This window comes from Paraburkholderia diazotrophica, assembly GCF_038900755.1.
Classification (GTDB): Bacteria; Pseudomonadota; Gammaproteobacteria; order Burkholderiales; family Burkholderiaceae; genus Paraburkholderia; species Paraburkholderia diazotrophica_A.
In genome coordinates, this window is sequence record NZ_JBBPEN010000007.1 from 368,648 (window position 1) to 393,726 (window position 25,079).

27 protein-coding genes are annotated in these 25,079 nt (G+C 64.0%); 21 read left to right on the plus strand and 6 right to left on the minus strand.

Translation table 11 applies throughout. From position 1 onward, the window contains the following. Positions 1-41 precede the first annotated feature (41 nt). The gene (locus tag AABE10_RS23150) at positions 42-932 is read right to left on the minus strand and encodes an IclR family transcriptional regulator (protein ID WP_342935562.1); all 891 of its coding nucleotides are present in this window, start codon (positions 930-932) and stop codon (positions 42-44) included. A gap of 164 nt (positions 933-1,096) precedes the next feature. On the opposite strand from AABE10_RS23150, the gene AABE10_RS23155 reads away from it, so the two are divergent. From AABE10_RS23155 to rfaE2, 6 genes are all read left to right on the plus strand, one after another. Continuing rightward, positions 1,097-2,089: a fumarylacetoacetate hydrolase family protein gene (locus tag AABE10_RS23155; protein WP_342935563.1), complete on the plus strand. Its 993-nt coding sequence runs from the start codon at positions 1,097-1,099 to the stop codon at positions 2,087-2,089. A 213-nt stretch (positions 2,090-2,302) separates the two neighbouring features. Next, complete coding sequence (locus AABE10_RS23160; RefSeq protein WP_342935564.1) at positions 2,303-3,511, plus strand: ABC transporter substrate-binding protein; 1,209 nt, start codon at positions 2,303-2,305, stop codon at positions 3,509-3,511. A gap of 91 nt (positions 3,512-3,602) precedes the next feature. After that, positions 3,603-4,454, plus strand: a complete 852-nt coding sequence (locus tag AABE10_RS23165) for an enoyl-CoA hydratase/isomerase family protein (protein ID WP_342935565.1) — start codon at positions 3,603-3,605, stop codon at positions 4,452-4,454. 263 nt (positions 4,455-4,717) lie between these two features. Continuing rightward, positions 4,718-5,455 carry a PhaM family polyhydroxyalkanoate granule multifunctional regulatory protein gene (locus AABE10_RS23170; RefSeq protein WP_342935566.1) on the plus strand — a complete coding sequence of 246 codons (738 nt, stop codon included), beginning with the start codon at positions 4,718-4,720 and terminating at the stop codon, positions 5,453-5,455. 557 nt (positions 5,456-6,012) lie between these two features. Then, complete coding sequence (locus AABE10_RS23175) at positions 6,013-6,891, plus strand: ferritin-like domain-containing protein (protein WP_342935567.1); 879 nt, start codon at positions 6,013-6,015, stop codon at positions 6,889-6,891. 188 nt (positions 6,892-7,079) lie between these two features. Continuing rightward, the gene (gene rfaE2 / locus AABE10_RS23180; RefSeq protein ID WP_342935568.1) at positions 7,080-7,562 is read left to right on the plus strand and encodes a D-glycero-beta-D-manno-heptose 1-phosphate adenylyltransferase; all 483 of its coding nucleotides are present in this window, start codon (positions 7,080-7,082) and stop codon (positions 7,560-7,562) included. Between the two features lie 47 nt (positions 7,563-7,609). Here rfaE2 and AABE10_RS23185 read toward each other — a convergent pair whose 3' ends face one another. The 3 genes from AABE10_RS23185 to AABE10_RS23195 are packed head-to-tail and all read right to left on the minus strand — an operon-like array spanning position 7,610 to position 9,666. Further along, positions 7,610-7,849, minus strand: a complete 240-nt coding sequence (locus AABE10_RS23185; protein ID WP_342935569.1) for a hypothetical protein — start codon at positions 7,847-7,849, stop codon at positions 7,610-7,612. Between the two features lie 39 nt (positions 7,850-7,888). Next, positions 7,889-8,764: a type III pantothenate kinase gene (locus AABE10_RS23190; RefSeq protein WP_342935570.1), complete on the minus strand. Its 876-nt coding sequence runs from the start codon at positions 8,762-8,764 to the stop codon at positions 7,889-7,891. Then, positions 8,761-9,666: a biotin--[acetyl-CoA-carboxylase] ligase gene (locus AABE10_RS23195; RefSeq protein WP_342935571.1), complete on the minus strand. Its 906-nt coding sequence runs from the start codon at positions 9,664-9,666 to the stop codon at positions 8,761-8,763. Before AABE10_RS23195 ends, AABE10_RS23190 begins: the two co-directional genes overlap by 4 nt. Positions 9,667-9,836: 170 nt before the next feature. Between AABE10_RS23195 and AABE10_RS23200 the strand changes: the two genes are divergently transcribed. From AABE10_RS23200 to AABE10_RS23240, 9 genes are all read left to right on the plus strand, one after another. Next, complete coding sequence (locus AABE10_RS23200) at positions 9,837-10,976, plus strand: ABC transporter permease (protein ID WP_342935572.1); 1,140 nt, start codon at positions 9,837-9,839, stop codon at positions 10,974-10,976. Further along, positions 10,973-11,863, plus strand: coding sequence for an ABC transporter ATP-binding protein (locus AABE10_RS23205; RefSeq protein ID WP_342935573.1), 891 nt, complete (start codon positions 10,973-10,975; stop codon positions 11,861-11,863). Before AABE10_RS23200 ends, AABE10_RS23205 begins: the two co-directional genes overlap by 4 nt. A gap of 76 nt (positions 11,864-11,939) precedes the next feature. Further along, entirely contained in the window at positions 11,940-12,902 is a 963-nt protein-coding gene (locus tag AABE10_RS23210; protein WP_342935574.1) for an MlaD family protein, read from the plus strand. Positions 12,903-12,920: 18 nt separating this feature from the next. Continuing rightward, complete coding sequence (locus AABE10_RS23215; RefSeq protein WP_342935575.1) at positions 12,921-13,547, plus strand: ABC-type transport auxiliary lipoprotein family protein; 627 nt, start codon at positions 12,921-12,923, stop codon at positions 13,545-13,547. A gap of 30 nt (positions 13,548-13,577) precedes the next feature. Next, on the plus strand, positions 13,578-14,738 hold the full coding sequence (locus tag AABE10_RS23220) for a VanZ family protein (protein ID WP_342935576.1): 1,161 nt from the start codon (positions 13,578-13,580) through the stop codon (positions 14,736-14,738). Positions 14,739-14,936: 198 nt separating this feature from the next. Then, positions 14,937-15,260: a ferredoxin gene (locus tag AABE10_RS23225; protein WP_342935577.1), complete on the plus strand. Its 324-nt coding sequence runs from the start codon at positions 14,937-14,939 to the stop codon at positions 15,258-15,260. Between the two features lie 41 nt (positions 15,261-15,301). Next, positions 15,302-15,946, plus strand: a complete 645-nt coding sequence (locus AABE10_RS23230; protein ID WP_342935578.1) for an alpha/beta hydrolase — start codon at positions 15,302-15,304, stop codon at positions 15,944-15,946. A gap of 388 nt (positions 15,947-16,334) precedes the next feature. Beyond that, complete coding sequence (locus AABE10_RS23235; protein ID WP_342935579.1) at positions 16,335-17,555, plus strand: D-alanyl-D-alanine carboxypeptidase family protein; 1,221 nt, start codon at positions 16,335-16,337, stop codon at positions 17,553-17,555. An 88-nt stretch (positions 17,556-17,643) separates the two neighbouring features. Next, entirely contained in the window at positions 17,644-17,913 is a 270-nt protein-coding gene (locus AABE10_RS23240; protein ID WP_087734212.1) for a DUF493 family protein, read from the plus strand. Positions 17,914-17,941: 28 nt separating this feature from the next. Here the strand turns inward: AABE10_RS23240 and AABE10_RS23245 are convergent, their stop codons facing one another. Further along, entirely contained in the window at positions 17,942-18,964 is a 1,023-nt protein-coding gene (locus tag AABE10_RS23245; RefSeq protein ID WP_342935580.1) for a transcriptional regulator GcvA, read from the minus strand. Between the two features lie 98 nt (positions 18,965-19,062). Here AABE10_RS23245 and AABE10_RS23250 point away from each other — a divergent pair, with 98 nt between their 5' ends. The 5 genes from AABE10_RS23250 to AABE10_RS23270 all read left to right on the plus strand — a co-directional run bounded on the left by AABE10_RS23250 (position 19,063) and on the right by AABE10_RS23270 (position 22,982). Beyond that, positions 19,063-19,389 carry a DUF2917 domain-containing protein gene (locus AABE10_RS23250; RefSeq protein WP_342935581.1) on the plus strand — a complete coding sequence of 109 codons (327 nt, stop codon included), beginning with the start codon at positions 19,063-19,065 and terminating at the stop codon, positions 19,387-19,389. Positions 19,390-19,465: 76 nt separating this feature from the next. Further along, positions 19,466-20,230, plus strand: a complete 765-nt coding sequence (gene lipB, locus AABE10_RS23255) for a lipoyl(octanoyl) transferase LipB (protein WP_342935582.1) — start codon at positions 19,466-19,468, stop codon at positions 20,228-20,230. A 13-nt stretch (positions 20,231-20,243) separates the two neighbouring features. After that, positions 20,244-21,233 carry a lipoyl synthase gene (lipA, locus tag AABE10_RS23260; protein ID WP_342935583.1) on the plus strand — a complete coding sequence of 330 codons (990 nt, stop codon included), beginning with the start codon at positions 20,244-20,246 and terminating at the stop codon, positions 21,231-21,233. Between the two features lie 477 nt (positions 21,234-21,710). After that, positions 21,711-22,190 carry a DUF2778 domain-containing protein gene (locus tag AABE10_RS23265; protein WP_342935584.1) on the plus strand — a complete coding sequence of 160 codons (480 nt, stop codon included), beginning with the start codon at positions 21,711-21,713 and terminating at the stop codon, positions 22,188-22,190. 315 nt (positions 22,191-22,505) lie between these two features. Further along, positions 22,506-22,982: a type VI secretion system tube protein Hcp gene (locus AABE10_RS23270; protein ID WP_342935585.1), complete on the plus strand. Its 477-nt coding sequence runs from the start codon at positions 22,506-22,508 to the stop codon at positions 22,980-22,982. Positions 22,983-23,205: 223 nt separating this feature from the next. Here AABE10_RS23270 and AABE10_RS23275 read toward each other — a convergent pair whose 3' ends face one another. Next, on the minus strand, positions 23,206-23,979 hold the full coding sequence (locus AABE10_RS23275) for a DeoR/GlpR family DNA-binding transcription regulator (RefSeq protein WP_342935586.1): 774 nt from the start codon (positions 23,977-23,979) through the stop codon (positions 23,206-23,208). 311 nt (positions 23,980-24,290) lie between these two features. Between AABE10_RS23275 and ugpQ the strand changes: the two genes are divergently transcribed. Continuing rightward, entirely contained in the window at positions 24,291-25,055 is a 765-nt protein-coding gene (ugpQ, locus tag AABE10_RS23280) for a glycerophosphodiester phosphodiesterase (RefSeq protein WP_342935587.1), read from the plus strand. Positions 25,056-25,079: the final 24 nt, after the last annotated feature.

Below are 25,079 nucleotides of genomic sequence, written 5' to 3' on the forward strand. Positions count from 1 at the left end.
GGTCATCATGCGACCGGTCGTGCGGCTCATCGATTGAAAGCCTATCGGGGCGTCGGGCTATACCCGAGTTCGTATGACAGCTTGTGCGCGCACTCGCGCAAAGCGGTATCGACTGCACCGCCCCACGCGATGTCGAACGCGCCTTCGTGACCCAGCGCGATCAGCCCGAGCGCGAGATCGCCGTTCGAATCGAACACGGGCGTGCAGAACGCGTGTATGGTCGGCAGCAACATGCCTTCGACTCGCGCCGCGCCATGCGCGCGCACGTCGTCGAGCACGCGCTCGACGTCGTCCCGCGTGGTCGGCGTGTTGGCCGTCGCCCAACGCTGCGTGTGCGCGAGCTCGCGTTCGATCATCGCGGCCGTCTTTCCGCGCGGCAGATACGCCGCGAACAGAAGCCCCGTCGCGGAACTGAGCATCGGCATCACGTCGCCGAGTTTCAGCGATGCCTTCGCGGGATAACTCGACTCCATCCAGTGCACGACGGTCGGCCCCTGATTGCCCCACACCGCGATGCCCACCGTCATGTCGAGCCGGTCGCGCAGTTCGGCGAGTGCAACGCGCGCGAGCTTCACGCCGTCGACGCGCGCGAGCCGCGCAAGCCCCAGTTGCAATGCGAAGCCGCCGAGTTCGTAACGGCCCGTCAGCGGGTCCTGCGCGACGACGCCCAGGCGCTGGAAACTCACCAGATAGCGATGCGCTTTCGCGGGGCTCATGCCGGCGCGCTGCGCGAGGTCGCGCAGCATCATCGCGCGCGGTTCGTGCGTGAGCACTTCGAGCAGACGGAAGCCCACTTCGATCGACTGGATGCCCGAGCGCAGCTTTTCCTCGCCGGCTTCGTGCTGATCGACGGCATCGTCGTCGACGGAGTCGAGCGGTTCGGCGGATTCGGCATCCTGGCGGATCGAACTGGAGCGGGCAGTCGGTGACATAGGCAACGGGACAGGCAATGATCGTGAAAACGGCAGCAAGCAAACGACGCAAACCGGGCGCGCGTCGCGATGTGCAAAAGCGTGCATGACGCGTCCGCTTGGGCCGCGCCGATTCACCATCGTAGAATACATTCCTCTTATCGTCATCCACACGCTTTCCCGCCATGAAACTTGCCACGCTGAAGGACGGCACGCGCGACGGTCAACTGATCGTCGTTTCCCGCGACCTGCATACGGCCGCCATCGCCGACACCATCGCGCCGACGATGCAGCGCGTTCTCGACGACTGGACCTTCTACGCGCCGCAACTGCGCGACCTTTACGACGAGCTGAATCAGGGCCGCGCGCGCAACACGTTTTCGTTCGATGCGAAAGAATGCATGGCGCCGTTGCCGCGCGCGTTCCAGTGGGCCGACGGCTCCGCGTACGTGAACCACGTCGAGCTCGTGCGCCGCGCGCGCGGCGCGGAAATGCCGCCAGAGTTCTGGACCGATCCGTTGATGTACCAGGGCGGCAGCGACGACTTCATCGGCCCGAAGGACGACATCGTGTGCGCGTCGGAGTCGTTCGGCATCGATTTCGAAGCGGAAGTGGCCGTCGTCACAGGCGATGTGCCGATGGGCACGAAGCCCGAGCACGCATTGAAGAGCATCCGGCTGGTGACGCTCGTCAACGACGTGTCGCTGCGCAACCTGATTCCCGCCGAACTGGCGAAGGGCTTCGGCTTCTTTCAGAGCAAGCCGGCCACGTCGTTTGCGCCCGTCGCCGTGACGCTCGACGAACTCGGCGACGCATGGCGCGAAGGCCGCGTGCATCGTCCGATGATCGTTCACTGGAACGGCAGGAAGGTCGGACAACCGGACGCAGGCACCGACATGGTGTTCAACTTCGGCCAGTTGATCGCGCATGCGGCGAAGACGCGCAACTTGCGCGCGGGCTCGATCGTCGGCTCGGGCACCGTCTCGAACAAGGATGCGAAGCGTGGCTACTGCTGTATCGCCGAGAAGCGCTGCCTCGAAACCATCGAGCACGGCGCGGCGCAAACCGAGTTCATGAAGTTCGGCGACACGGTGAAGATCGAGATGTTCGACGAAGCAGGCAAGTCGATTTTCGGCTCGATCGATCAGGCCGTTGCGCCGCTCGAAGACGCGCAGTGAGAGGGGCATCGCGCATGACGTTTCATTGACGTGTCATGCATGCGCGGCGTCGAGCGAACCGAAAGGGTTTCGCCCGATGCCGATAGCGCCGCGCGCGCCGCTACACTGACGCTCGCGCGAGGGCATCGGGCCTCGCAGCCGCTGATCTTTAGACAGCGGAACATCGCAAGCCACGCAGCATCGTAGAACGCACAAAAAACGGAGACACAAGGCATGCCGCGATACGGGACGTTTGCATTTTCAACTTTGCGCGAGCGCTTTATCAATTCTCGCGCCGCTGGGCGGCGCACCGCGCTTGGCGCCACGCTTTCTCTTTTGCCGGGACTCGCGCTCGCGCAGGTGAAGATCGGCCTCGTACTGTCGCTGACGGGGCCGGCCGCATCGCTCGGCATTCCCGCGCGCGATACATCGACGCTCTTTCCGAAAGAAGTCGCCGGCCAGAAGATCGAATACATCGTGCTCGACGATGCATCGGATACCACGCAAGCCGTGCAGGACACGAAGAAGCTGATCTCCGAAAATCATGTCGATGCCATCATCGGCTCGTCGATCACGCCGAACTCGCTCGCGATGATCGACGTGGTCGCCGAAGGTGAGACGCCTGCGATTTCATTGGCGTCGTCGGCGAAGATCATCGAGCCCGTCGATGCCAAGCGGCACTGGATGTTCAAGACGCCGCAAACGGACGCGATGATGGCGTCCGCGATCACCGAGCACGCGAGCCAGCACGGCGTGAAGACGCTCGCGTATATCGGCCAGGCGGATGCGCTCGGCGAGACGTTCTACGCGGAAGTCGCGAAGTTCGCGCAGATCCATCACATCAGCGTGGTGGCCAACGAGCGCTTCAACCGCACCGACCCGAGCGTGACTGGCCAGATCCTCAAGATCATGGCGGCGAACCCGGACGCCGTCGTCGTGGGCGCGGCGGGCACGCCGGCCGCGCTGCCGCCGAAGACGCTGATCTCGCGCGGCTACAAGGGCAAGATCTATCACAACCACGGCGTCGGCAATAACGACTTCCTGCGCGTGTGCGGCGCCGATTGCAACGGCACTTTCCTGCCCGCGAGTCCCGTGCTGGTCGCATCGCAGCTTCCCGCGGACTATGCTTCGAAGCGTCTCGCGCTCGATTACATCGCGCGCTTCGAGAAGCTGCGCGGGCCGGGCAGCGTGTCGGCGTTCGGCTCGTATGCGTGGGACGCGAGCATGCTGCTGAACAACGCGATTCCCGTCGCGCTGAAATCGGGCGCGCCCGGCACGGTCGAATTTCGCCGCGCGTTGCGCGATGCGCTCGAAGCAACACGCGGTCTCGCCGACACGAACGGCGTCGTCAACATGAGCACGACGGATCACCTGGGCCTCGATCAGCGCGCGCGCGTGATGGTCGAGATTCACAGCGCGAAGTGGGTGTATCAGCCGCGCTAGAGCGCGGTGCGTTCGCGCAGCGCAGCGTCGGCTGCGCTGCGTGCGTGAAGTGTGTTTCGACGCCGACGCGTCGCTCTTACGGATGCCAGCCATGTCTCACGAATCGGAATCGCCATCGGTCGAACCCGCGTTTTACGCGCACTACAGGTCGCTGCGCGTGCGGCGGCATGCGCACGGCATCCTCGAAATCGTGATGAGCGGTGAAGGCACGAACAAGAGCAATCTCGCGACGGCTGATGCGAACATGCATCGCGAGCTCGCCGACATCTGGCGCGACGTCGATCGCGATCCGGAGACGCGCGTCGTGGTGATTCGCGGCGAAGGCAAGGGCTTTTCGGCGGGCGGCGATCTGGGCCTCGTCGAGGACATGGCGAATGACTTCGACGTGCGCACGCGCGTGTGGCGCGAAGCGCGCGACCTCGTCTACAACGTGATCAATTGCAGCAAGCCGATCGTGTCGGCGATGCACGGACCCGCAGTCGGCGCGGGGCTCGTCGCGGGACTGCTTGCCGATATTTCGATCGCGACGAAATCGGCGCGCATCATCGACGGGCACACGCGTCTGGGCGTCGCGGCCGGCGACCACGCGGCGATTGTGTGGCCGCTCCTGTGCGGGATGGCGAAGGCGAAGTACTACCTGATGCTGTGCGAGCCCGTGAGCGGCGAAGAGGCCGAGCGGATCGGACTCGTCTCGCTTGCCGTCGACGACAACGATCTGCTGCCCAAGACATTCGAAGTCGCGCGCAAGCTCGCAAATGGCTCGCAGACGGCGATCCGCTGGACCAAGTACGCGTTGAACAACTGGCTGCGCTCGGCGGGGCCGGCGTTCGACACGTCGCTGGCGCTGGAATTCATGGGCTTCGCGGGACCGGATGTGCGAGAGGGCGTGGCATCGCTGCGCGAACGGCGCACGCCGGATTTTTCGGGCAAGGAGCCGTTCTGACGATCGCGCGGCGGCAACTGCGTCGGTCATGGGTAGTGCTGGCGCGGGTGCGTTCCTTGCGGCTGCGAATCGGCGAATGTGGCTTTGGTGGAACGCAAAGCCGTCACCGGTAGAAGCGCACGATAGTGCACGAACCGCGCGCTCTCCAGGCCCCTGACCAGCAAGCAATTCGCGAGGCCAGCCGCAAACCGCGCGCGGTATGATCGAACAGCATGCCTATGCCGCACGCTGGAACCGAACTCAGGAAATCAAGGAGAACCGCAATGACCGACACACCCGGCTCGACACCACCGTTTCCAGGCTTCCCCGGTTTCCCGCCCGCCGAAATGCTCGACCGCATGTGGGGCATGATGCGTCTCACGCCGTTCGGCGCCGCGTTTCCGGGCACGCATCCGGGCGCGGCGCAGGGCATCGTGCCGTCGCTGTCGATGATGTCCGACATGATGGCGCCGCTCACGAACGTCGAGGAACTCGACAAGCGCATCACCGACATGCGCGCCGTCGAGCAATGGCTCAAGCTCAACCTGAACATGCTGCAATCGGCGATTCAGGCGCTCGAAGTGCAGCGCGCGACGCTCACGACGCTGCGCGCGTTCGGCGCGTTTGCGCAGCAGGCGATGACGCAACCCGCAGCCGACGCGCCTCCGAAGCAGCCGGAGCCGCAGTCTGCCGCGAGCGCGCAGGAAGCCGGCGAGTCGACGCCGCCGCCCGCATTCGATGCGTCGGGCTGGTGGAATCTGTTGCAGGCGCAGTTCAACCAGATCGCGCAGTTCGCGATGGCGCAGCCGGCCGCGACGACGGCGACGGGCGCATCGGAAGCGGGCGCGGGAGTCGAACCGAGCGATCTCGAACCGGACGATGCGCCCGAGTCCGAGTCCGATGCCGCAGCGCAAGCGAAATCCGCCGCCGCCGACGCGCCGCGTCCCGCCGCGAAACGCCCGGCTGCCAAGCGCGCGACGGGCGGACCGGCTACGAAGAAAACTTCGTCGGCGTCCGAATGACGTAGCGGCGGCCGTATCGCGGCGAAGCGATGCGGCCGCTTTAAAAGCGCGTGCTCGCGCTAGCACATCCAGTTGAATTCGTGTGGATACCGTGCGTCGACGTTGCTTTACGTCAATTGCAGGTGCGTCCTGACGGCCCGAAAACAGGGCCGTGCAGCCCCGCGTGCTATCATCGTGTAAGCTTTTTCTGGCCTGCGGGAGCGCGCGAACAACGTCGCATCAACGACAGATTCGCCGCCCATGCCGGCGCCGATACGGTGCCGGAGCGTCCGTCGCGACCCCATGCTGCCGTCCAGGCCCCAAGCTGGCACGACCTCAGGCACAGGTTCTCCCTCACCCACGGTTGGCCGCGCATTCGAGGCATGAAATTCGCGTGCGCATCACGAGCCGCAGTAGTTCTTTTGCCAAAGCATGCATCTTGGCAGCCGATTACCGCGTAAAATTGAATGCTGCGCTGATGACGGCGAAAGTTCCCGACGCTTCGGAATTTTCGGTTCATCCGCAGCAGAGTAGCAACAGATAACAGACGTCGCCTTGCGCAGAACAGGGGTGGGATCATGAACACCATGCTTTATCCGGAACTTTACAAATCGCTCGAGTCCGTTCGATGGGACATGGAGAAGGACATTCCCTGGGACAAATTCGACGCGTCGCTGCTCACCGACGAGCAGGCGGCGACCATCAAGATGAACGCGATCACCGAATGGTCGGCGCTGCCCGCCACGGAAATGTTCCTGCGCGACAATCACCACGACAGCGACTTCTCCGCGTTCATGAGCGTGTGGTTCTTCGAAGAGCAGAAGCACTCGTTGGTGCTGATGGAATATCTGCGCCGCTTCAAGCCTGAGCTGGTGCCGACGGAAGAAGAACTGCACGCGGTGCGCTTCGAGTTCGATCCGGCGCCGCCGCTCGAAACGCTGATGCTGCACTTCTGCGGCGAAATCCGCCTGAATCACTGGTATCGCCGCGCGGCTGAATGGCATACCGAGCCCGTCATCAAGCACATCTACGAAACCATTTCGCGCGACGAAGCCCGTCATGGCGGCGCGTATCTGCGATACATGAAAAAGGCGCTGACGAATTTCGGCGATGTCGCGCGCGCGTCGTTCGCGAAGATCGGCGTGCTGATGGCTTCTGCGCGTCGCACGGAAAAGCCGCTGCACCCGACGAATCTGCACGTGAATCAGGCGCTGTTCCCGCGCGACACCGTGCAATCGCGTCTGCCTGATCCGGAGTGGCTCGAGCGCTGGCTCGACGAGCAGATCCGTTTCGACGACGGCTGGGAAAAGAAGGTGGTCGAACGCATTCTGCACAACCTGTCGATCCTGTTCGAGCGCTCGTTCGGCACCGCTCAGGAACTGAACCGCTATCGCAAGGAAGTCGTGACGCGCCTGCAGGCTGAACAGCCGTCGGCTGCGCATCAGCAACCGGCCTGACAGGGGCGGCGCGCCGTCGCTGAACGCACGGCGCGCTGCACAGGAACGCCACGGCCCGGCAGGTGAAAACCCGCCGGGCCGTTTTTCTTTCTGGCTTTGAATCCATGCGCCGCCGCCGTGCAGCTCTTCTGCAACTGCAAGGGGCGATTCGCATACACTCGACGCAAATCCGTTAAACGACTTCTCACATGGCCGCTACTTTCGAACGCAAGCTCACGACGCGCGATGCACTCGCTCAACTTCGCCCTTCGCTGCCTGGCCCCGTGGTGTTCACAAACGGTGTCTTCGATATCCTGCATCGCGGGCACGTCACCTATCTCGCGGACGCGAAGGCGCTGGGCGCGACGCTGATCGTCGGCGTGAACAGCGATGCGTCGGTGCGCATGCTCGGCAAAGGCGACGACCGCCCGATCAACAACGAAGCCGACCGGATGGCGCTGCTGGCCGCGCTGGAAAGCGTCGACTGGGTGGTGCGTTTCGAGGAGCAGACGCCCGTCGCGCTGATCGACGCGTTGCGCCCCGACGTGCTGGTCAAAGGCGGCGACTACGACATGGACAAGCTGCCGGAATCCGCGCTCGTGCGTGGCTGGGGCGGCAAGGCGCTGGCGATTCCGTTCGAACACGATCGTTCGACGACGTCACTTCTGAAGAAAGTGCGCGCGCAGGGCTAAGGACGGCGCTGCGATGGTCGGGCCCGCGCGTTATCGACCAGCAGCCCTTACTGGCTCAGCGCCGAAGTGGCGACGGGCGTAATGGGCGCGGGTCCGCCGACGACGGCGAGATCCGTCGCATCGGCCGCCGACATCGGATACACGCGCAACTGGTCGGGGCGCACCTGCCGGCCCAGATGATTCGGTTCGCGCGGCCCCGCTGCCGGCGACGGGCCGAACAGCCCGCGCATCGTGACGAACGCGAGGATATTGGCGAGCAGGAGCAGGGCGATTATCCAGCGCAGCATCGTTGATGTCTCCACCATTGTTTGTCCTCTATTCTGTGCTCAGGCCGGGCGGGCGTCCGGCGGCGAACCCGCCGATGCTTCCGCCGCGATCAGCGCGAGTCCCGCCAGCACGAGCGAATCGTGACGGGTGTGCGGCACGCCCAGCGCCTGCGCGAGTTCGCCCGCGGCGCCGCCGCTGACGACGAGCCGCACGGGCTTCTTCCATTCGTCCTGCAGATCACGCCACATCCGCTCGACGAAGCCGATCTGCGCAAGCGCGCATCCCGACGACAACGAGCGCGGCGTATCGACCGCGAACCATGCGGCACGATTCGCATGCTCGCTTGCGCTTGCGGCGTCGCCGTCGTCGGCGAGCAAGCCGCGCGCGTCGATTGCGTCGAGCGTCGGCAGTTGCGCCGTATGCTCGCCGAGCGAACGCATCATCAGCGACCAGCCCGGCGCGATCAATCCGCCGACGAACACGCCATCGGCGTTCAATGCTTCCAGCGTCGTCGCGGTGCCGAACGTCGCAATCAGCAGCGGCTCGCCCGGAAACGCCGCGCGCGCGCCGATCATGCCCGCCCAGCGGTCGCTGCCGAGTTGCGACGGCGTCGTGTACCGATTCGTGACGCCGCACTGCTGCGCTGCAGAGCGTATCGTCGTGCGCGGCAGAGCGGGCCAGCACCGGTCGATGAATGCGTCGATGCGGCGCGCGACGGCGTCCCCAGCGACGTTCGATAACCATGCAGAGCCAGGTGGGGGCAGCGTCGACCAGTCAGGCTCATGCCTCGACTGCAAGGGATCGCCGGTGCCCTTGACCAGTTGACCACCATGCGCGAACGCGCCCGAGTGCGTCTGTGTACCATCGGCTTGAACGAGCGCCCACTTGACCCGGCTATTGCCGGCGTCGATCAGCAGATACGGTGCGCCACTCATGCGGCGCCGCTGCCTTCGTCCGCGAGACGAAGCGACACGTCGCCCGTCGCGATCGCCTGCCTGCCGGACGGGGCATCGAGCAGCAGTTGCCCGCGATCGTCGACGCCCGCCGCGACGCCGCGGCCGAACTCGACGCCCTGCTCGAACAGCACCACATCGCGTCCCGCGTAGGCGTGGCAGCCGTTCCAGCGCTGCTGGAACGGCGCGAAACCTTCTGCGCCGAAGCGCTGCAATGCCGGCTCGAGCGCGTTGAGCTCGGCGGCGAGGGTATCGGTGAGATTTGCGTTCGGCAGCGCGCGCGAGAGAGCCGTGGGCGCCGCGCCGCGTGCCTGCGCGGGTACGTCCGCGTTGAGCGCGCCGACTTTCGCGGCGAGTTCGTCGGCGCCCTTCACGTTCGTGCCGATACCGATCACGACGGCGCTCGCGTCCGGCGTGCTCCACGCCGTTTCGATCAGGATGCCGGCGAGCTTGTCGCCTTCGAGCAGTACGTCGTTCGGCCACTTCAGCGCGATCTGGCCAGGGCCCGCAACGGGCAGCGAACGCAAGCCGTCGACGAGCGCCACGCCTACCGCGAGGCTTAGCCCCGCGAGTCCTTCGAGCGGCCGCGGCAGCACGCACGCGACCGAGAACAGCAGCGCGTTGCCCGGTTCCGCATACCAGGTGCGGCCGCGGCGGCCGCGTCCCGCCGTCTGCAGATAGGCGACCCGCACGACGGGCCGCGCGAGCGCGCCCGGTTCGCGTGGCAGCGCCTTCATGCGCGCCATCAGGTCGGCGTTGGTCGAGCCCGTCTCTTCGACGATCTCGATGGGCCAGTCGTGCGCGGCCGGTCCAAACAATGCAACGGCGCGCTGCCGGTCGATTCGCCAGTCGCCCGAGGCGCTGGATGAGTTAGGGGTATTCATGAGCCGTATTTTAGCCACTGAGCCTGTCATCGTGATCGGGTCGCGACCCATTCCGCTTTCCTTCCGCTGCCCCGCCAGAACTCGCGCCGTAACGAGGCGTATCACCAAGGCCCAAGAGCGGTGGCTTCGCTACAATGCCCGTTAATCCGATAACCCTATTCCAGCGATCCTTGAACTACGACACTCCTCCCGGACTGGAAGTCGCGGCAGGCAGCCGGGGCAAGATCGTCCGCCTGTCCGGTCAGTGGACGGCGCTCGCGCTGGCGCGTGACCGCGTGCACGAAAGGGCGCTGCCGCGTCTGCGCGAACTGATCGCTAGCCGCGCGCATGTCGCGCAATGGGATCTGTCGCAAGTGGAGCGCATGGATCATGTCGGTGGCCAGGCGCTGTGGCGCGTGTGGGGCTACAGGCTGCCCGCCGATCTCGTCGCGCTCAACGATACGCAGCGCGACATCTTCGAGCGCATCGCGCTGCTCGACACGGTGCGCGAGAACCCCGAGCCCGTGCGTCGCTTCGATCCGTTCACGCAGCTCGGCCTCGGCATCTTCGCGTTCTTCGAGCATCTGTATGGCGGCATCGCGATGTTCGGGCGCGTGATTCTCGATCTGCTGTCGATCACGCGCAATCCGAAGCTCGCGCCGTGGAAGGAGTTTTCGGCGAACGTCTACAGCGCGGGCACGCAGGCGCTGCCCATTACCGCGCTCGTCGCGTTCCTGATCGGCATCGTGCTCAGCTATCTGTCCGCGCAGCAGCTGCGGCTCTTCGGCGCGAACCAGTACATCGTGAACATTCTGGGGATGTCGGTGCTGCGCGAACTGGGCCCCGTGCTGTCGGCGATCCTCGTGGCGGGCCGCTCCGGTTCCGCGATCACCGCGCAGATCGGCGTGATGCGCGTAACGGAAGAACTCGATGCAATGCGCGTGATGGGCATTCCGCACGGCTTGCGTCTGATTTTGCCGCGCGTGCTCGCGCTATCGCTTGCGATGCCGCTGCTCGTGATGTGGACCAACATCGTCTCGTTGACGGGCGGCGCGCTGGCCGCCAAGCTCGTGTTGCAGATCGACATGTCGTACTTCGCGCGTGCGCTGCCGGGCGTCGTGCCCGTCGCGAATCTGTGGATCGGGCTCGGCAAGGGCGTGGTGTTCGGCATGCTGATCGCGATCGTCGGCTGTCACTTCGGCTTTCGCATCAAGGCCAATTCGCAGAGTCTCGGCGAGGGCACGACCACATCCGTCGTCACGTCGATCACGGTCGTGATCCTCGCCGATGCCGTATTCGCGATTCTCTTTCAGAACGTGGGGCTGTCATGATCGCGCCGCTTACCTCCGCCGTTCGGGACCAGCCGTTGCCGCAGATCGCGGAACCCGTGATCGAGGTGCGCAATCTCACGAAGCGCTACGGCCGCAACATCGTCCATCAGCATCTGGACTTCGACGTGCGGCGTGGCGAGATCGTGGCGATCGTCGGCGGCTCGGGCTCGGGCAAGACGACGCTGATGCGCCAGATACTCGGCCTCGAACGACCGACCTCGGGCACGATCAAGGTGTTCGGCGAGGACATCGCGCAGCTCGACGACGAAGAAGCGGCGCTGATGCGCGTGCGCTCGGGCATGCTGTTCCAGCACGGCGCGCTGTTCTCGTCGCTGTCGGTGTTCGACAACATTGCGCAGCCGTTGCGCGAGCTCGGCAAGGTGCCCGAAGACCTGCTGCGCGACATCGTGATGCTCAAGCTCGAAATGGTCGGGCTGCCGTGCAAGCACGCGTCGAAGATGCCGGCGGCGCTGTCGGGCGGGATGGTCAAGCGCGTGGGCATCGCTCGCGCCATCGCGCTCGAACCGGAGCTGCTGTTCCTCGACGAGCCGACGGCCGGTCTCGATCCGCAGGCCTCCGACGAATTCGTCGAGCTGATCAGCGCATTGCATCGCGCGCTCGGCCTGACTGTGGTGATGGTGACGCACGATCTCGATACGATGGTCGCGCTGTCGACGCGCGTCGCCGTGATTGCGGATCGCAAGGTCATCGTGGCGGCGCCCGTCGAGGAAGTGGCGGGCTTCGATCATCCGTTCATCCGCGAGTATTTTCTCGGGCTGCGCGGGCGGCTCGCGTTGCAGGGGCTGTCGCCGGAGCGGCGCGCGAAGCTGCCGCACGAGGCGCTCGAGCCCGCGGCGGAAGCGCTTCCGCTGCGCACCGCGCTGTGAATCCGGCAATCACACGCGGCCGTGAAAGCGCCTGCGTAGCCGGCCGCCAACCCGCTGCGAACCAGGGAACCTGACCATGGAAAACAAATCACACGCCTTCTGGGCCGGGCTCTTCACAGTCGTGATGGCGATTGCGATCGGCGTGGCGGCGTTTTTCTTCAACGTCGACCGGTCGGTGCGCATCCCTTTCGATCTGATTGCACGAACCAATGTCACAGGTTTGTACCCGGATGCTGCGGTACGATATCGCGGCCTCGACGTCGGCAAGGTGCAGTCGATCAAATTCGACCGCGCGCATCCGGGACAGATACTGATCCGCATCCTGGTCGACAAGAACGCGCCGATCACGCATTCGACGTTCGGCAGTCTCGGCCTGCAGGGCGTCACGGGCCTCGCGTTCATCCAGCTCGACGACACGGGACACGACACGACGCCGCTCGCGTCGTCGCCGAAGAACGTCGCGCAGATGCCGATGCGTCCGGGCCTGCTCGATCAGTTGCAGTCGCGCGGCGACGTGCTGCTGCGCGAGCTCGAAAAGACCGTGCGCGACGTCGACGAGCTGCTTTCGCCGGAAATGCGCGCCCAGTTGCTGGCGACGGCGGCGAGCCTGCAGCATGCAGCCGATGGCGTCACGACGCTGACGGCGCAAATGGGACCGGCAGCGGGCAAGCTGCCGGGCACGTTGAACCAGCTGGATCAGACGCTCGTATCGACGAACCGGATGATCACGAGCCTCAATCGCGCGGACGGTCCGCTCAACGTCACGCTGAACAAGGTCGGCACGGCCGCGCAGCAGGCGGGCGACGCGCTGACGGCGATGAACGCGACGCTGCAGGACGTATCGGCGCGCGTCGGCTACGACACGCTGCCGCGCGTCAACTCGCTGGCGGAAGACGTGCGCACGGCCGTGCGCTCGGTCGACCGCGCCGCCGATACGTTCAGCAGCACGCCGAACAGCGTGCTGTTCGGCGCGCCGCCTGCCGCGCCCGGCCCGGGCGAGCCGGGCTTCGTGTGGCCCGCGGCGCGCGCGGCAAAATGAATTTCAAAGGAATAAGCAATGTCACGTTCGAATCGCCGACTCTTCATCACGCGCGCCGCGCTCGCAGCCGTGCTGCTCGCGCTCGGCGCGCTGGCCGGTTGCGCGGGTAATCCGGCCGCGCTCGCCGATATCCGCTACGACCTCGGCCCGGCGCCGCTGCCGGGGAGCACGGGCACGATGCCGGCGATCAAGGTGCTCGATGTCACGGCGCCCGCGACGCTCGACTCCGACAAGCTCATCTATCGCCTCACGTATGCGGACTCCCTGCAGACGGCCTCGTACGCGACGAGCCACTGGACGATGCCGCCCGCGCAACTGCTGACGCAGCGGCTGCGCAATGCGTTGTCGTCGCGTGGCACGGTGCTCACGGGCGGTGATGGCGGGCATGCTCCCGTATTGAAGGTAGATCTTGACCAGTTCGAGCAGGACTTCGACGGCCAGTCGGAAAGCCACGGCTCCGTCACGGCCCGCACGACGCTCTTCGTCGACGGCAAGGTGGTCGGGCAGCGCACGTTCCTCGCGCGCGCGCCGTCGAGCTCGGCCGATGCAGCAGGCGGCGCGCGCGCGCTCGCGGCCGCAACCGACGATCTCGTCGCGCAGATTTCCGCGTGGCTCGGCGTGCAGGCGCTCGTCGCGCAGCAATGACGGACAGGGGCGCGGTCATGGGAGCGCTGGATGGCTGACAAGGCGTGGCAGCGCCGGCCGTCGGCGTTTGCGAGGCAGGCGCTCGCGCTCTATGCGGCACTCATCGTCTATGGATCGTGGTATCCGTTCATGGGCTGGCGCTCGCTCGGCATCGGTCCGTTCGACTATCTCTTCGATCCTTTCCCGCAGTACCTGACGGCCTTCGATGTCGTGACGAACGTGCTCGGCTACATGCCGTTCGGCGCGCTGGTCGTGCTCGCTGTCTATCCGCGCTGGCGCGGCGCGCTTGCCGTAGCAATCGCGTTCGGGCTTGGCACGCTGCTGTCGGGCGTGATGGAGGCGGTGCAGACCTGGCTGCCGACACGCGTCGCGTCGAATCTCGATCTCGCCGCGAATGCGCTCGGCGCGCTGCTCGGCGCGACGCTGATGTCGCCGCTGACGGGCGCGCTGCTCGATCGCGGCATGCTGCGCCGGATGCGTTTTCTGTGGTTCGAGCGCGATCGCACTGCCGTGATCGGACTCGCGGCCCTGTGGCCGTTTGCGACGATGTATCCGTCGCCGCTGCTGTTCGGCCTCGGCGCGTGGCCACGCGATCTGTGGCTGCGCTTCGATTCGACGATGCAGGACGCGCTGCTCGCATGGACGCCCGCGGCCTGGCACGTGCAGACGTGGCCCGCATTCGTCGCGTCGTGGCTACCGGACGATGCGTGGGAAGCCATCATCACCGCGCTCAATCTGCTGGCGGCGGGCGCGCTCGCGTCGCTGCCGATGCGCGAGCGGGCGCCGCGCGCGCGGCTCCTGATTTCGTTCGTCGTGGCGGCGCTCGTCGTCAAGGCGGGCGCGACGTTCCTGCAATCGCAATCGGGTCTCGCGTTCAACTGGGCGACGCCGGGCGCGCTGATCGGCCTCGCCAGCGGTTTCGTCGCGATGCTGCTGGCGCTGAAGCTGCCGCGCGGTTCGCGTGCGGCGCTCGCGGTGATGGCGCTCGCCGTTTCGCTGGTGTTCGTCAATCTGCTGCCCGTCAATCCGTATTTCGATGTCGTGCTCGCCGACTGGCGCCAAGGGCGCTACCTGCACTTCAACGGACTCGCGCGCTGGCTCGCGTGGATGTGGCCGTATGCGGTGCTCGTGTGGGTCGGGCTGTCGGCGGAACACGCATTGCTGTCGAGAAGGCGTGGGTCGCGGGCGTGAAGGGCGCGCATCGCGGATCGCCGTGTTGCTCGCGTGGGCATCGACATGCGAACTGCGATTTGCCTGCGGCGTGCGCCCGTGCGATCTGCGGCGTTCGAGCCCCGTCGTTATAATCGACGGAACCTCATCTCCTGCGGCCCGGCGCGCTGTATGAGCCGCGCGCGGCGCGCCGTCAACGGATATCACTCGCCAGTCATCATGGATTCTTTCTTCAAGTATCACGTCTTTTTCTGTCTGAACCAGCGCGAGCCGGGCGCTTCGCGTCCAAGTTGCGCGAACTGCAACGCGCAGGAAATGCAGGAGTACGCGAAGAAACGCGTGAAACAGCTCGGCCTCGCCGGTCCCGGTCAGGTGCGCATCAACAAGTCCGGCTGCCTCGATCGCTGCGAGGAAGGCCCGACCATCGTCGTGTATCCGGAAGGTGTCTGGTACACGTACGTCGATCAAGCCGATATCGACGAGATCGTCGATTCGCATCTCGTCAACGGCAAGATCGTCGAGCGTTTGCTGATGGACCGTTGATGCCCGCCGTGACCCGATAGCGACAACAGCGACGCCACAAGATGAATGCACAAACGAAGAAGTATCTGGTCGACGGCCCGGTGGGCAAGATCGAAGTCGCGCTCGATGCACCCGATGCAACGCGCGATGCGAACGCCGCGCCGCGCGGCATCGCGCTCGTCGCGCATCCGCATCCGCTCTTCGGCGGCTCGATGGACAACAAGGTCGCGCAGACGATTGCGCGCACGCTGGTCCAGCTGAACTACATCACGTACCGCTCGAATTTTCGCGGCGTAGGTGAAACGCAAGGCACGCATGACGCCGGCATCGGCGAACGCGACGATCTGCTCGCCGTGCTCGAGCACATGCGCGCGCAGCCAGGCCAGGCCGATCTGCCGCTCGTGCTCGCGGGCTTTTCGTTCGGCACGTTCGTGCTGTCGCACGTCGCCGCGCGGCTGCGCGAAGAGGGCAAGGAAATCGAGCGGATGGTGTTCGTCGGCACGGCGGCGAGCCGCTGGGAAGTTGCGCCCGTGCCGGAAAACACGATCGTCATCCACGGCGAAACCGACGACACCGTGCCCATCCAGTCCGTTTTCGACTGGGCGCGTCCGCAAGAATTGCCCGTCATCGTGATTCCGGGCGCCGAGCATTTCCTGCATCGCAAGCTGCATATTCTCAAGCGGATCATCGTCGACGCGTGGCGCTGATTCGCGCTCGCTCGCGCGTGACAGACAAGGGCGGCCAGGTGCCGCCCTTTGTCGTCACAAAGCCCGCGCAATTGCGGGAAAAACTCGTTGGGACCGCACAAACTCAAGGCAAATTGTCAGGCAGCCGCTTGTATAATGAGCGCTCTTTTTTTGGGCGCAGCGTTGCCCGTCTGGTGGATCGAATCGCCTGTCCGTGAGTCTGGATGGCGGATTCGGCGCGAGATGCGAGGCGCGCTGCGCGAACCGACAGCGAACCGATAGTCTGACAAGCAGTCAAATCGACGCCGCACCGCTTGCGCGCGGCGGCGCCTGCGAATCCGGCATCACGCGAACATCCGAACTGCGCGTCCTTGCGCACCCAGAACATATTTCTGCCCGAACCGATCCTATGCGCTTTTCGAACCCCGGCCATTCCAGCCTCGCTTCCTTCATTCCGCAAACCGTCGCCAGCAAGCTGGCCCTGGGGCTCGTTCTGCCCGCTGCGCTCGTCGCGAGCAGCGCGTTCGCGCAGGTGCCGCCGCCGGGCGTGAACGCGCGCTCGTGGGTGCTCGTCGATGCAACCAGCAACCAGGTGCTCGCGTCGGGCAATCCGGATGAGCGCGTCGAGCCCGCATCGCTGACCAAGCTGATGACGGCGTATCTGGTGTTCGAGGCGCTGGGCACGAAGAAGATCACGATGGATCAGACGATCAATCCGAGCGAAGCGGTGCGCCGCGTGAAGACGGATGAATCGCGCATGTTCATCGAGGCGAACAAGCCCGTCACCGTGCACGACCTCGTCTACGGGATGATCGTGCAGTCGGGTAACGACGCGGCAATCGCGCTGGCGGAACTGGTCGGCGGCAGCGAATCGCAGTTCGTCAACATGATGAATGCGGAAGCGCAAAAGCTCGGCATGACGCACACGCACTTCTCGGACGTGAACGGCATGCCGGATGCGCAGCACTACACCACGGCGGGCGATCTCGCGATCCTGTCCGCGCGGCTGATCCGCGACTACCCGGATTACTACAACATCTTCTCGGTCAAGGAATTCACGTACAACAAGATCAAGCAGCCGAACCGCAACCGTCTGCTGTGGATCGACCCGACCGTCGACGGGCTGAAGACGGGCCACACGCAGGCGGCCGGCTACTGCCTGATCGCGACTGCGAAGCGTCCGCTGGCGGGCGTGCCCGATGCGTCGCGCCGCCTCGTCACGGTGATGATGGGCGAGCCGAAAGAGCACGATCGCGTGCAGGACAGCCTGAAGATGCTGAACTACGGCTACTCCGCGTACGACGCGGTGCGTCTGTACAAGGCTAACCAGGTCATCGAGACGCCGCGCGTCTACAAGGGCTCGCAGGATACGGTGAAGCTCGGCGTGAAGTCCGATCAGTACATCACGCTGCCAAAGGGCATGGGCGACAAGGTCAAGCCGCAGGTCGAGCACGCCGATCCGCTGATCGCGCCGATCACGGAAGGCCAGCAGGTGGGCAGCGTGAAGTTCGTCGCCGACGGCAAGACGCTCGCGCAGGTTCCGCTGGTCGCGCTTCAGGCCGTGCCGCAGGCGGGCATCGTCGGACGCGTGTGGGATTCGATGATGCTGATGTTCAACAAGAAGAAGTAAGCTGGCAACAAGAACAGATCTGCGGCTTGCTTTTTCTCCGCGCGCAATCATATGTGGTGATTGCGTGCGGTGAGTGAAGGAGTCGAGGATGAGTCCCGTGAACGAATCATTGATAGATTTTCCCTGCGATTTCCCCATTAAGGTGATGGGCAAGTCGCACCCGGATTTCCAGACGACGATTGTCGAGGTGATCCGCCAGTTCGACGGCGGTTTCGACGCGACGCGTATCGAAGTGCGGCCGTCGAGCGGCGGCAACTATACCGGCCTGACGGTGACGGTGCGCGCGCTGAACCGCGAGCATCTCGACGACATCTATCGGGCGCTGACCGGGCATCCGATGGTGAAGGTCGTGCTGTAAAGCGTTTCGAAGCACAGGCGGCAGCGCGCTAGCGCGCCGTCTGCGCCACTGCTGGAAGCTGGACGTGCAATGCGTCCGGTGCGGTCTGCGTCTCTTTGTTTGCCCGTGTCCCCTGTATTGCCGAGCGCATCGCGTTCTCGGTGCACACCTTTTCGAAGAGCTTCCTGAAGCGCGCCACTTCGTCGAATACCCAGTCGCGGAACGCCTTGACGCGCGCCGTTTGCAGCATCTGCGGCGGACAGATGAAGAAGTACTGCCACGGGCTCGGAGCGTCGATATCGAAAAGCCGCACGAGCCGCCCCGCCGCGATTTCGTGCATCGCCAGCGAGCGGCGCGTCAGCGCGACGCCCTGGCCGTCGATGGCCGCTTGCAGCAGATTCGATGAATCCTGATACAGCACGCCGCGCTTCGGCTCCGGCCAGTCGGCGAGCCCGGCCGCGTCGAACCACGGGCGCCAGAGCTCGTCATCCGAGCGCAGCAGCGCCACGTTGGCGAGATCGGCGGGCGTTTTCGGCAGATTGCCGCCGTTGAAAGTCGGCGAGCAGGCGGGGAAAAACACCTCTTCGAGCAGCAGTTCCGTGTGCAGCCCCGGATAGTTGCCGTAGCCGAAGCGGATCGCGGCATCGACGTCGTCGCGGGCGAAATCGGTCAGCGCGTTGGTCGACAGCAGTTCGAGATCCCACTGCGGATTCGCCTCGATGAAGCTACCGATGCGCGGCGTCACCCAGCGCGCCGCGAACGACGACAGCATCGACACGACGAGCCGGCGGTCGCGGTCTCCGGCGCGAATCTCGCGCGTCGCTTCCGCGAGCGAGACCAGCGCCGTGCGCACATGCACGGCATAGCGGCGGCCGATGTCGGTGAGCCGCACGCGCTTGCCGTCGCGAACGAAGAGCTTCACGCCCAGTTCTTCCTCGAGCGCGCGGATTTGATGGCTAACGGCGCCATGCGTGACGAACAGCTCGTCGGCGGCGCGCGAAAAGCTCTCGTGACGGGCTGCGGCCTCGAAGGCCTTGACCGCGTTCAGTGCCGGCAGTTGACGAAGATCCATGACAATTTTTCTCACAAAGCCGTGAAAATTGGTCGTTTGGCGAAAACCCTTGCCACGCCTAAGATTGTAGCCATGAAGCGATTTTTGGCGAGGCCATCATGCGAGAAATTTCCTCTAGCATCACGTTTGAAATCGTAGCCGGCGAAACCGTTCCGATGAAGGTCACGCGCAGCACGCGGCTGGCCGTCTCGGGCGGCGCGGTGTGGGTGACGCGCAGCGACGATGTCGAAGATTACTGGCTCGAACCGGGCAAGACGCTGCGTCTGCGGCGCGGCGAGCGGCTGTGGCTATCGGTCGAGCGGGGCGCGCAGGCGCGCGTGGCGTTTCTCGTGCCGACGCGTGCCGACGAGAAGGCGCTCAACTGGTTTGCCCGCGTCAGCGAACGTCTCGGCGCGTGGCTTCGCTCCGGATGGCGTACCGTCTGATCGCGCCGCGCTTCGATCCCACTCATTGTCCTCCGGCCCGGCGAGGTGCGCAGGTTTTCGGTAAACTCCCGGAATCATGTGTGCCACGCCGGTTTCATCGTCCATCGTCTCTCCGAGTTCCAGTCAGCCTGACACCGCCGCGCAAGCCTGTGCCGCGCACCCGGTGACGGTGCGCTGGCGCGGCTCGGAGGATTACCAGGCCAGCTTCGACGCGATGCGCGCATTCACCGACGCCCGCACGCCCGAAACCTCAGACGAAATCTGGCTCGTCGAACATCCTCCCGTTTTCACGCTCGGCCAGGCCGGCGATCCCGCGCATCTGCTCGCTGCAGACAGCGGCATTCCGCTCGTCAAGGTCGACCGCGGCGGGCAGATCACGTATCACGGCCCCGGCCAGGTGGTCGCGTATCTGCTGCTGGACTTGCGCCGCCGCAAGCTGATGGTGCGCGAACTGGTGACGCGGATCGAGCAGGCCGTGATCGACACGCTCGCGGCGTATAATCTCGCCGGAGAACGCAAGGCCGGCGCGCCGGGTATCTACATCGCGCCGGAGCAGCCGGATGGAGGGCTGCACGTCGGCGCGAAGATTGCCGCGCTGGGCCTGAAGATCCGCAACGGTTGCAGCTATCACGGTGTGAGTCTCAACGTGAAAATGGACCTGCAGCCGTTTCTCGCCATCAATCCGTGCGGCTACGCGGGGCTGGAAACAGTCGACATGGCGACGCTCGGCGTCGCAGCCGGCTGGGACGACGTAGCCCGGACCCTGGCAGCAAGCCTCATCGCCAACATCGACGGCCGTCCCGCAGCCGTCGGCCAACCGCAGGGCGCCATCGCCGCCTGACTGGAACGAACGAATGACTGACGTTATCGCCAATCCCGCAGCTTCGAACGCCGCTCCGGCGCCTTATGACGCTACCGCGAAGCAGAAGGCACAAGCCAAGACTGCGCGCATTCCGATCAAGATCGTTCCGATCGAAAAACTCAAGAAGCCCGACTGGATCCGCGTGAAGGCGGCGACGGGCAATTCGCGTTTCTATGAGATCAAGCAGATTTTGCGCGAGCACAATCTGCACACGGTGTGCGAGGAAGCGAGCTGTCCGAACATCGGCGAATGCTTCGGCAAAGGCACCGCGACGTTCATGATCATGGGCGACAAGTGCACGCGCCGCTGCCCGTTCTGCGACGTCGGCCACGGCCGTCCCGATCCGCTCGATCCCGAAGAGCCGGGCAACCTCGCGCGCACGATCGCCGCGCTGAAGCTGAAGTACGTCGTGATCACGAGCGTGGACCGCGACGATCTGCGTGATGGCGGCGCGGCGCACTTCGTCGAATGCATCCAGAAGACGCGCGAGCTGTCGCCAGAAACGCGGATCGAAATCCTGACGCCGGATTTCCGTGGCCGTCTCGATCGCGCGATCGGCATCCTGAATGCCGCTCCGCCCGATGTGATGAACCACAACCTCGAAACGGTGCCGCGTCTGTACAAGGAAGCGCGCCCGGGTTCAGACTACGCGCACTCGTTGAAGCTGCTGAAGGACTTCAAGGCGCTGCATCCGGACGTCGCAACCAAGTCGGGCCTGATGGTCGGTCTCGGCGAAACGGAAGAAGAAATCCTGCAGGTGATGCGCGATCTGCGCGAGCACAACGTCGACATGCTGACGATCGGCCAGTATCTGCAACCGTCGGAGCACCACCTGCCCGTGCGCGCGTATGTGCATCCCGACACGTTCAAGATGTACGAAGAGGAAGCGTACAAGATGGGCTTCACGCACGCGGCTGTCGGCGCGATGGTGCGTTCGAGCTATCACGCCGATGTGCAGGCGCACGATGCCGGCGTGGTTTGAGCGCGTGTTGCGGTAGGAATCGGTTGAAGCAGAAAAGCCCGCGAATGCGGGCTTTTTTTTCGTCTGCGATTTGAATAGCGACACAGCCCCACATGGCACCCGGCGCCCGTGTGGGGGCATTCCGCGAGTGGACCCGCGCGGCTTTTCGTGGCCCGCCATGCGTGCCGCATCATTGATGTCAAAGATTGTCGCAAATGAACCTGTTCTATTTGCAAGCCTGCGATCACGGTGTAGAAGCGAATTTCGCACACTGCGTTATGAGGTTCTCGCATGGCAATTCCGCTTCACCTGTGGCTGAACGATTCAAGCGGAGCAGATATCGCCAAAATTCAAGGGCCAAGCCAAGCAAACGCAAAACCAGACGGAACTCGTGGAGCTTCGCTACTCCTCGATTCCAAGGGTCTACCTCGGCGGCAATCCGATCTTTAAAGATGACTGGAATGAACTCCCGTTTTAACCTGAAGGGAACGCACAACCATGCCGGTGTTTTGCACGTACACACTCAACAAGAAAGATACTTCGCTACTTGTCTGCTCGGGCTTTGGCTCCGTCGAAGCGTACTCGGGGCACGGCAAAGGCCGTAACGATCCCGACGACGTGGCTGATGTGGGTGTCGGCGCTATCCCTCCCGGCACGTACTACATCGTAGATCGTCAGTCGGGCGGCTTGCTCGGTTGGATTCGCGAGGAATTCGGGCCTTACGTCGGCTCCACGGACCATCGCACATGGTTCATGCTCTGGAATCCTTATACGGGCGACGCAACAATGGTTCACGGAATTCGGCGTGGGCTTTTCCGGCTGCATCCTGATGGCCCCATGCATGAGAGCGACGGCTGCATCACGATCAAGAATCGTCCTGACTTCGACAGACTCCGGCAGTACCTTCACGCAATGGGAGCAACGATGCCCGTACCGGGTAGCGATATGAAAGCGTATGGGAAGGTTGACGTTCGATGAAACGCATCGCGCTCTTCGGCTGGTGTGTCGTATCGATCGTGGTGTGGCTCCTCTTAGGCCTTCTCATCACGCGCTTTGTCTATGCACACATCTACTTTGAGATACCGGGATGGTTGAAGGATTTCGTCAGGTGGGCAGTGCATCTATTCACTTCCAACTATGACCCCGACTCACTGGACATGGAGGACGCTTGTGATCTTGCGCTCTTTCTAATTGCGCATCTGCTAGCTGCCGTAATCGTTGTTCCCGCAAGCAGGCTTGCATGGCGACACATCATGCGCTCATCACAGCATAACTAGCGAATCAGGGAATTCAATGTCAAACGACATTTTCATCAAGATTCAAGGCATCGACGGGGAATCGCAGGACGCGATGCACCTGAACGAAATTGACGTGGTTGACTGGACATGGAAGGTTGAGCAGCAATCAACCATGATGTCGGGATCAGGCGGCGGCGCGGCGAAGGCGACCGTCAGTGATCTGGAATTCACGCATATGATGGACCGCGCGAGTCCGAACCTCGCGCGCCACTGCTTCACCGGCAAGCACATTCAAGAAGCAAGGCTGACGATGCGCAAGGCTGGTGGCGTTCCCCACGAGTTCCTGCGCATCACCCTCTATGACGTTGTGATCTCACGCGTCCAACCGCTCGCAGGCGGACAGGCTTGCATTGAAAAGGTCGGGTTATCGTTCGCGCGAATGAAGAAGGAATACATCCTTCAAAACGCCATAGGCGGGAATGCCGGAACCGTAACCGCGCTCATCGACGTCAAAGAGAACATCTCACGGTAGGCGCATGCTGGCGGGCACCGCCCGCTCACCGTCCGCAAAGCGGGAGCCCTTGACGCGGACTAGGCAGTTTCGCAGTTTCCATCTCCAGCGGGCTTTTCCATTTAACGCGGGTCATGGCGCAGTGCACGCGGGCTCACTTGCCGATGCACTATGGACGAAGCGCACAAAATTGCAACAACGCAAGGTGATGCAAGGACGAGACCAGACGGGCGCAACCGCAAAGTCACGCGAGAATCACCTTGCCTACCTTGCGTTTGAGTTGCGCGAATGCCGCGACGTCCGCTGCTTTCCGGTTGGTAATCAGCAGATCGATTTTTTCCGGCGCGCAATACGCGATGCGGCTGCGCTGACCGATCTTGCTGTAGTCCGCGAGTATCACGACGCTGTCCGCGTTGCCGACCATCGCGCGCGCGACTTCCGTTTCCGCGCGGTCATAATTGCTCGCGCCATTCTTCGGATCCACGCCGACGGGTGACAGCAGCGCGATATCAGCGCGATAACGCTGGATGTCGAGGATGGTCGTATCGCCCGCTGTCGACAACGCGCGGTCGCTGATCGAACCGCCTAGCAAGATGACTTCGTTCGCCCACGATTCGCGCTGCTCGGGCGCGCCGCGCATCTTCATCGCGACGTCGATGGAATTGGTGATGACGGTGAGGTTCGCGAGTTTCGCGAGTTCATCGGCGAGCGCTGCCGTCGTCGTGCCCGCGTCGATGAAGAGCGTCTGTCCGCTTGCAACGACACCCGTCGCGGCCTTCGCGATGGCCTTCTTCGATTTCACATGCGTCTGCGCACGCTCGGCGATGGGCGCTTCGTCGGCGGGCTTGATTGCGCCGCCATGCACGCGCCGCAGTTCACCGAGCGCTTCGAGATCGAGCAGGTCGCGCCGCACCGTTTCTCGCGATACCCCGAGGTCCGCCATGATGCGCTCCGTCGATACACGATTGAGGGTGGACAGCAGCGCGCGTATTCTCTGATGACGATCTTCCTGCCACATGCTTGATTGTCCTCGCCTGTTCTTTAACGTTGTGCGGCCGTCGCGTTTCTGCGCACGCGATGACTATCAATCCATTGTGTCGGAGCGATGTCAAAGCGCATAACGACGCGATACCTGTGTACTTTCGGGTTGTATTTTTTGGGGAGCTTGCAAGTTTGGGTATTTATATTTAGCCTTCGCATTCTGAGGCATTTGCGCCCGGCTTCAAACACACCAAACATTCGCGATCCTCAGAATAAGATACACCGTCGCAATCGACGGATACACCACGCAGGCCGCAGTTCCATCAGATCATTGTGAAGGCACGCACGATGAGCAACGGGATCGATCAGGCACTATCCGCAGACTGGCCTTATCCACGGCTCGTCGCACATCGAATCGGCGGCAAGCTCGCGCCGGAGAACACGCTTGCAGGCTTCGACGCATGCATCCGCTTCGGCTACAGGATGATCGAGTTCGACGCGAAGCTCTCTTCCGACAATCAGGTCTTTCTGCTGCACGACGACGATCTCAACCGCACGACCAATGGTCGCGGCCCCGCCGCACAACACACGTGGCAACAGCTCGCATCGCTCGATGCGGGCGCGTGGTTCGATGCGCGCTTCAGGGACGAACGTCTGCCCACGCTCGCGCAAGTGGCGGCGCGCTGCGAGCGCGAGGCGATCGCCGCCAACATCGAAATCAAACCGTGTCCGGGCCGTGACGAGATCACGGGGCGTCTGGTCGCGCTCGCCGCGAAAGACTTGTGGCGTACGCGAAAGCCGCTTCTTTCGTCGTTTTCGTTCGACGCGCTCAAAGCCGCGCGCGATGCGGCTCCATCGCTGCCGCGCGGCATGCTGTTCGATGCAGTGCCCCGCGACTGGCTGCGCATCGTGCGCGAACTCGCGTGCGTCTCGCTGCATGCGAACCACAGGCATCTGAGCCAGCAGAACGTCCGCGCGGTGCGCGACGCCGGGCTGCGCGTGCTCGCATACACAGTGAACGATCCGGCGCGCGCACGCGAACTCGCGAAGTGGGGCGTCGACATGATTTGTACCGATCGCCTCGATATGATCGGCGAGGACGTCGTCAGCTAGATGTGCGGAGACACAGACGTCGAT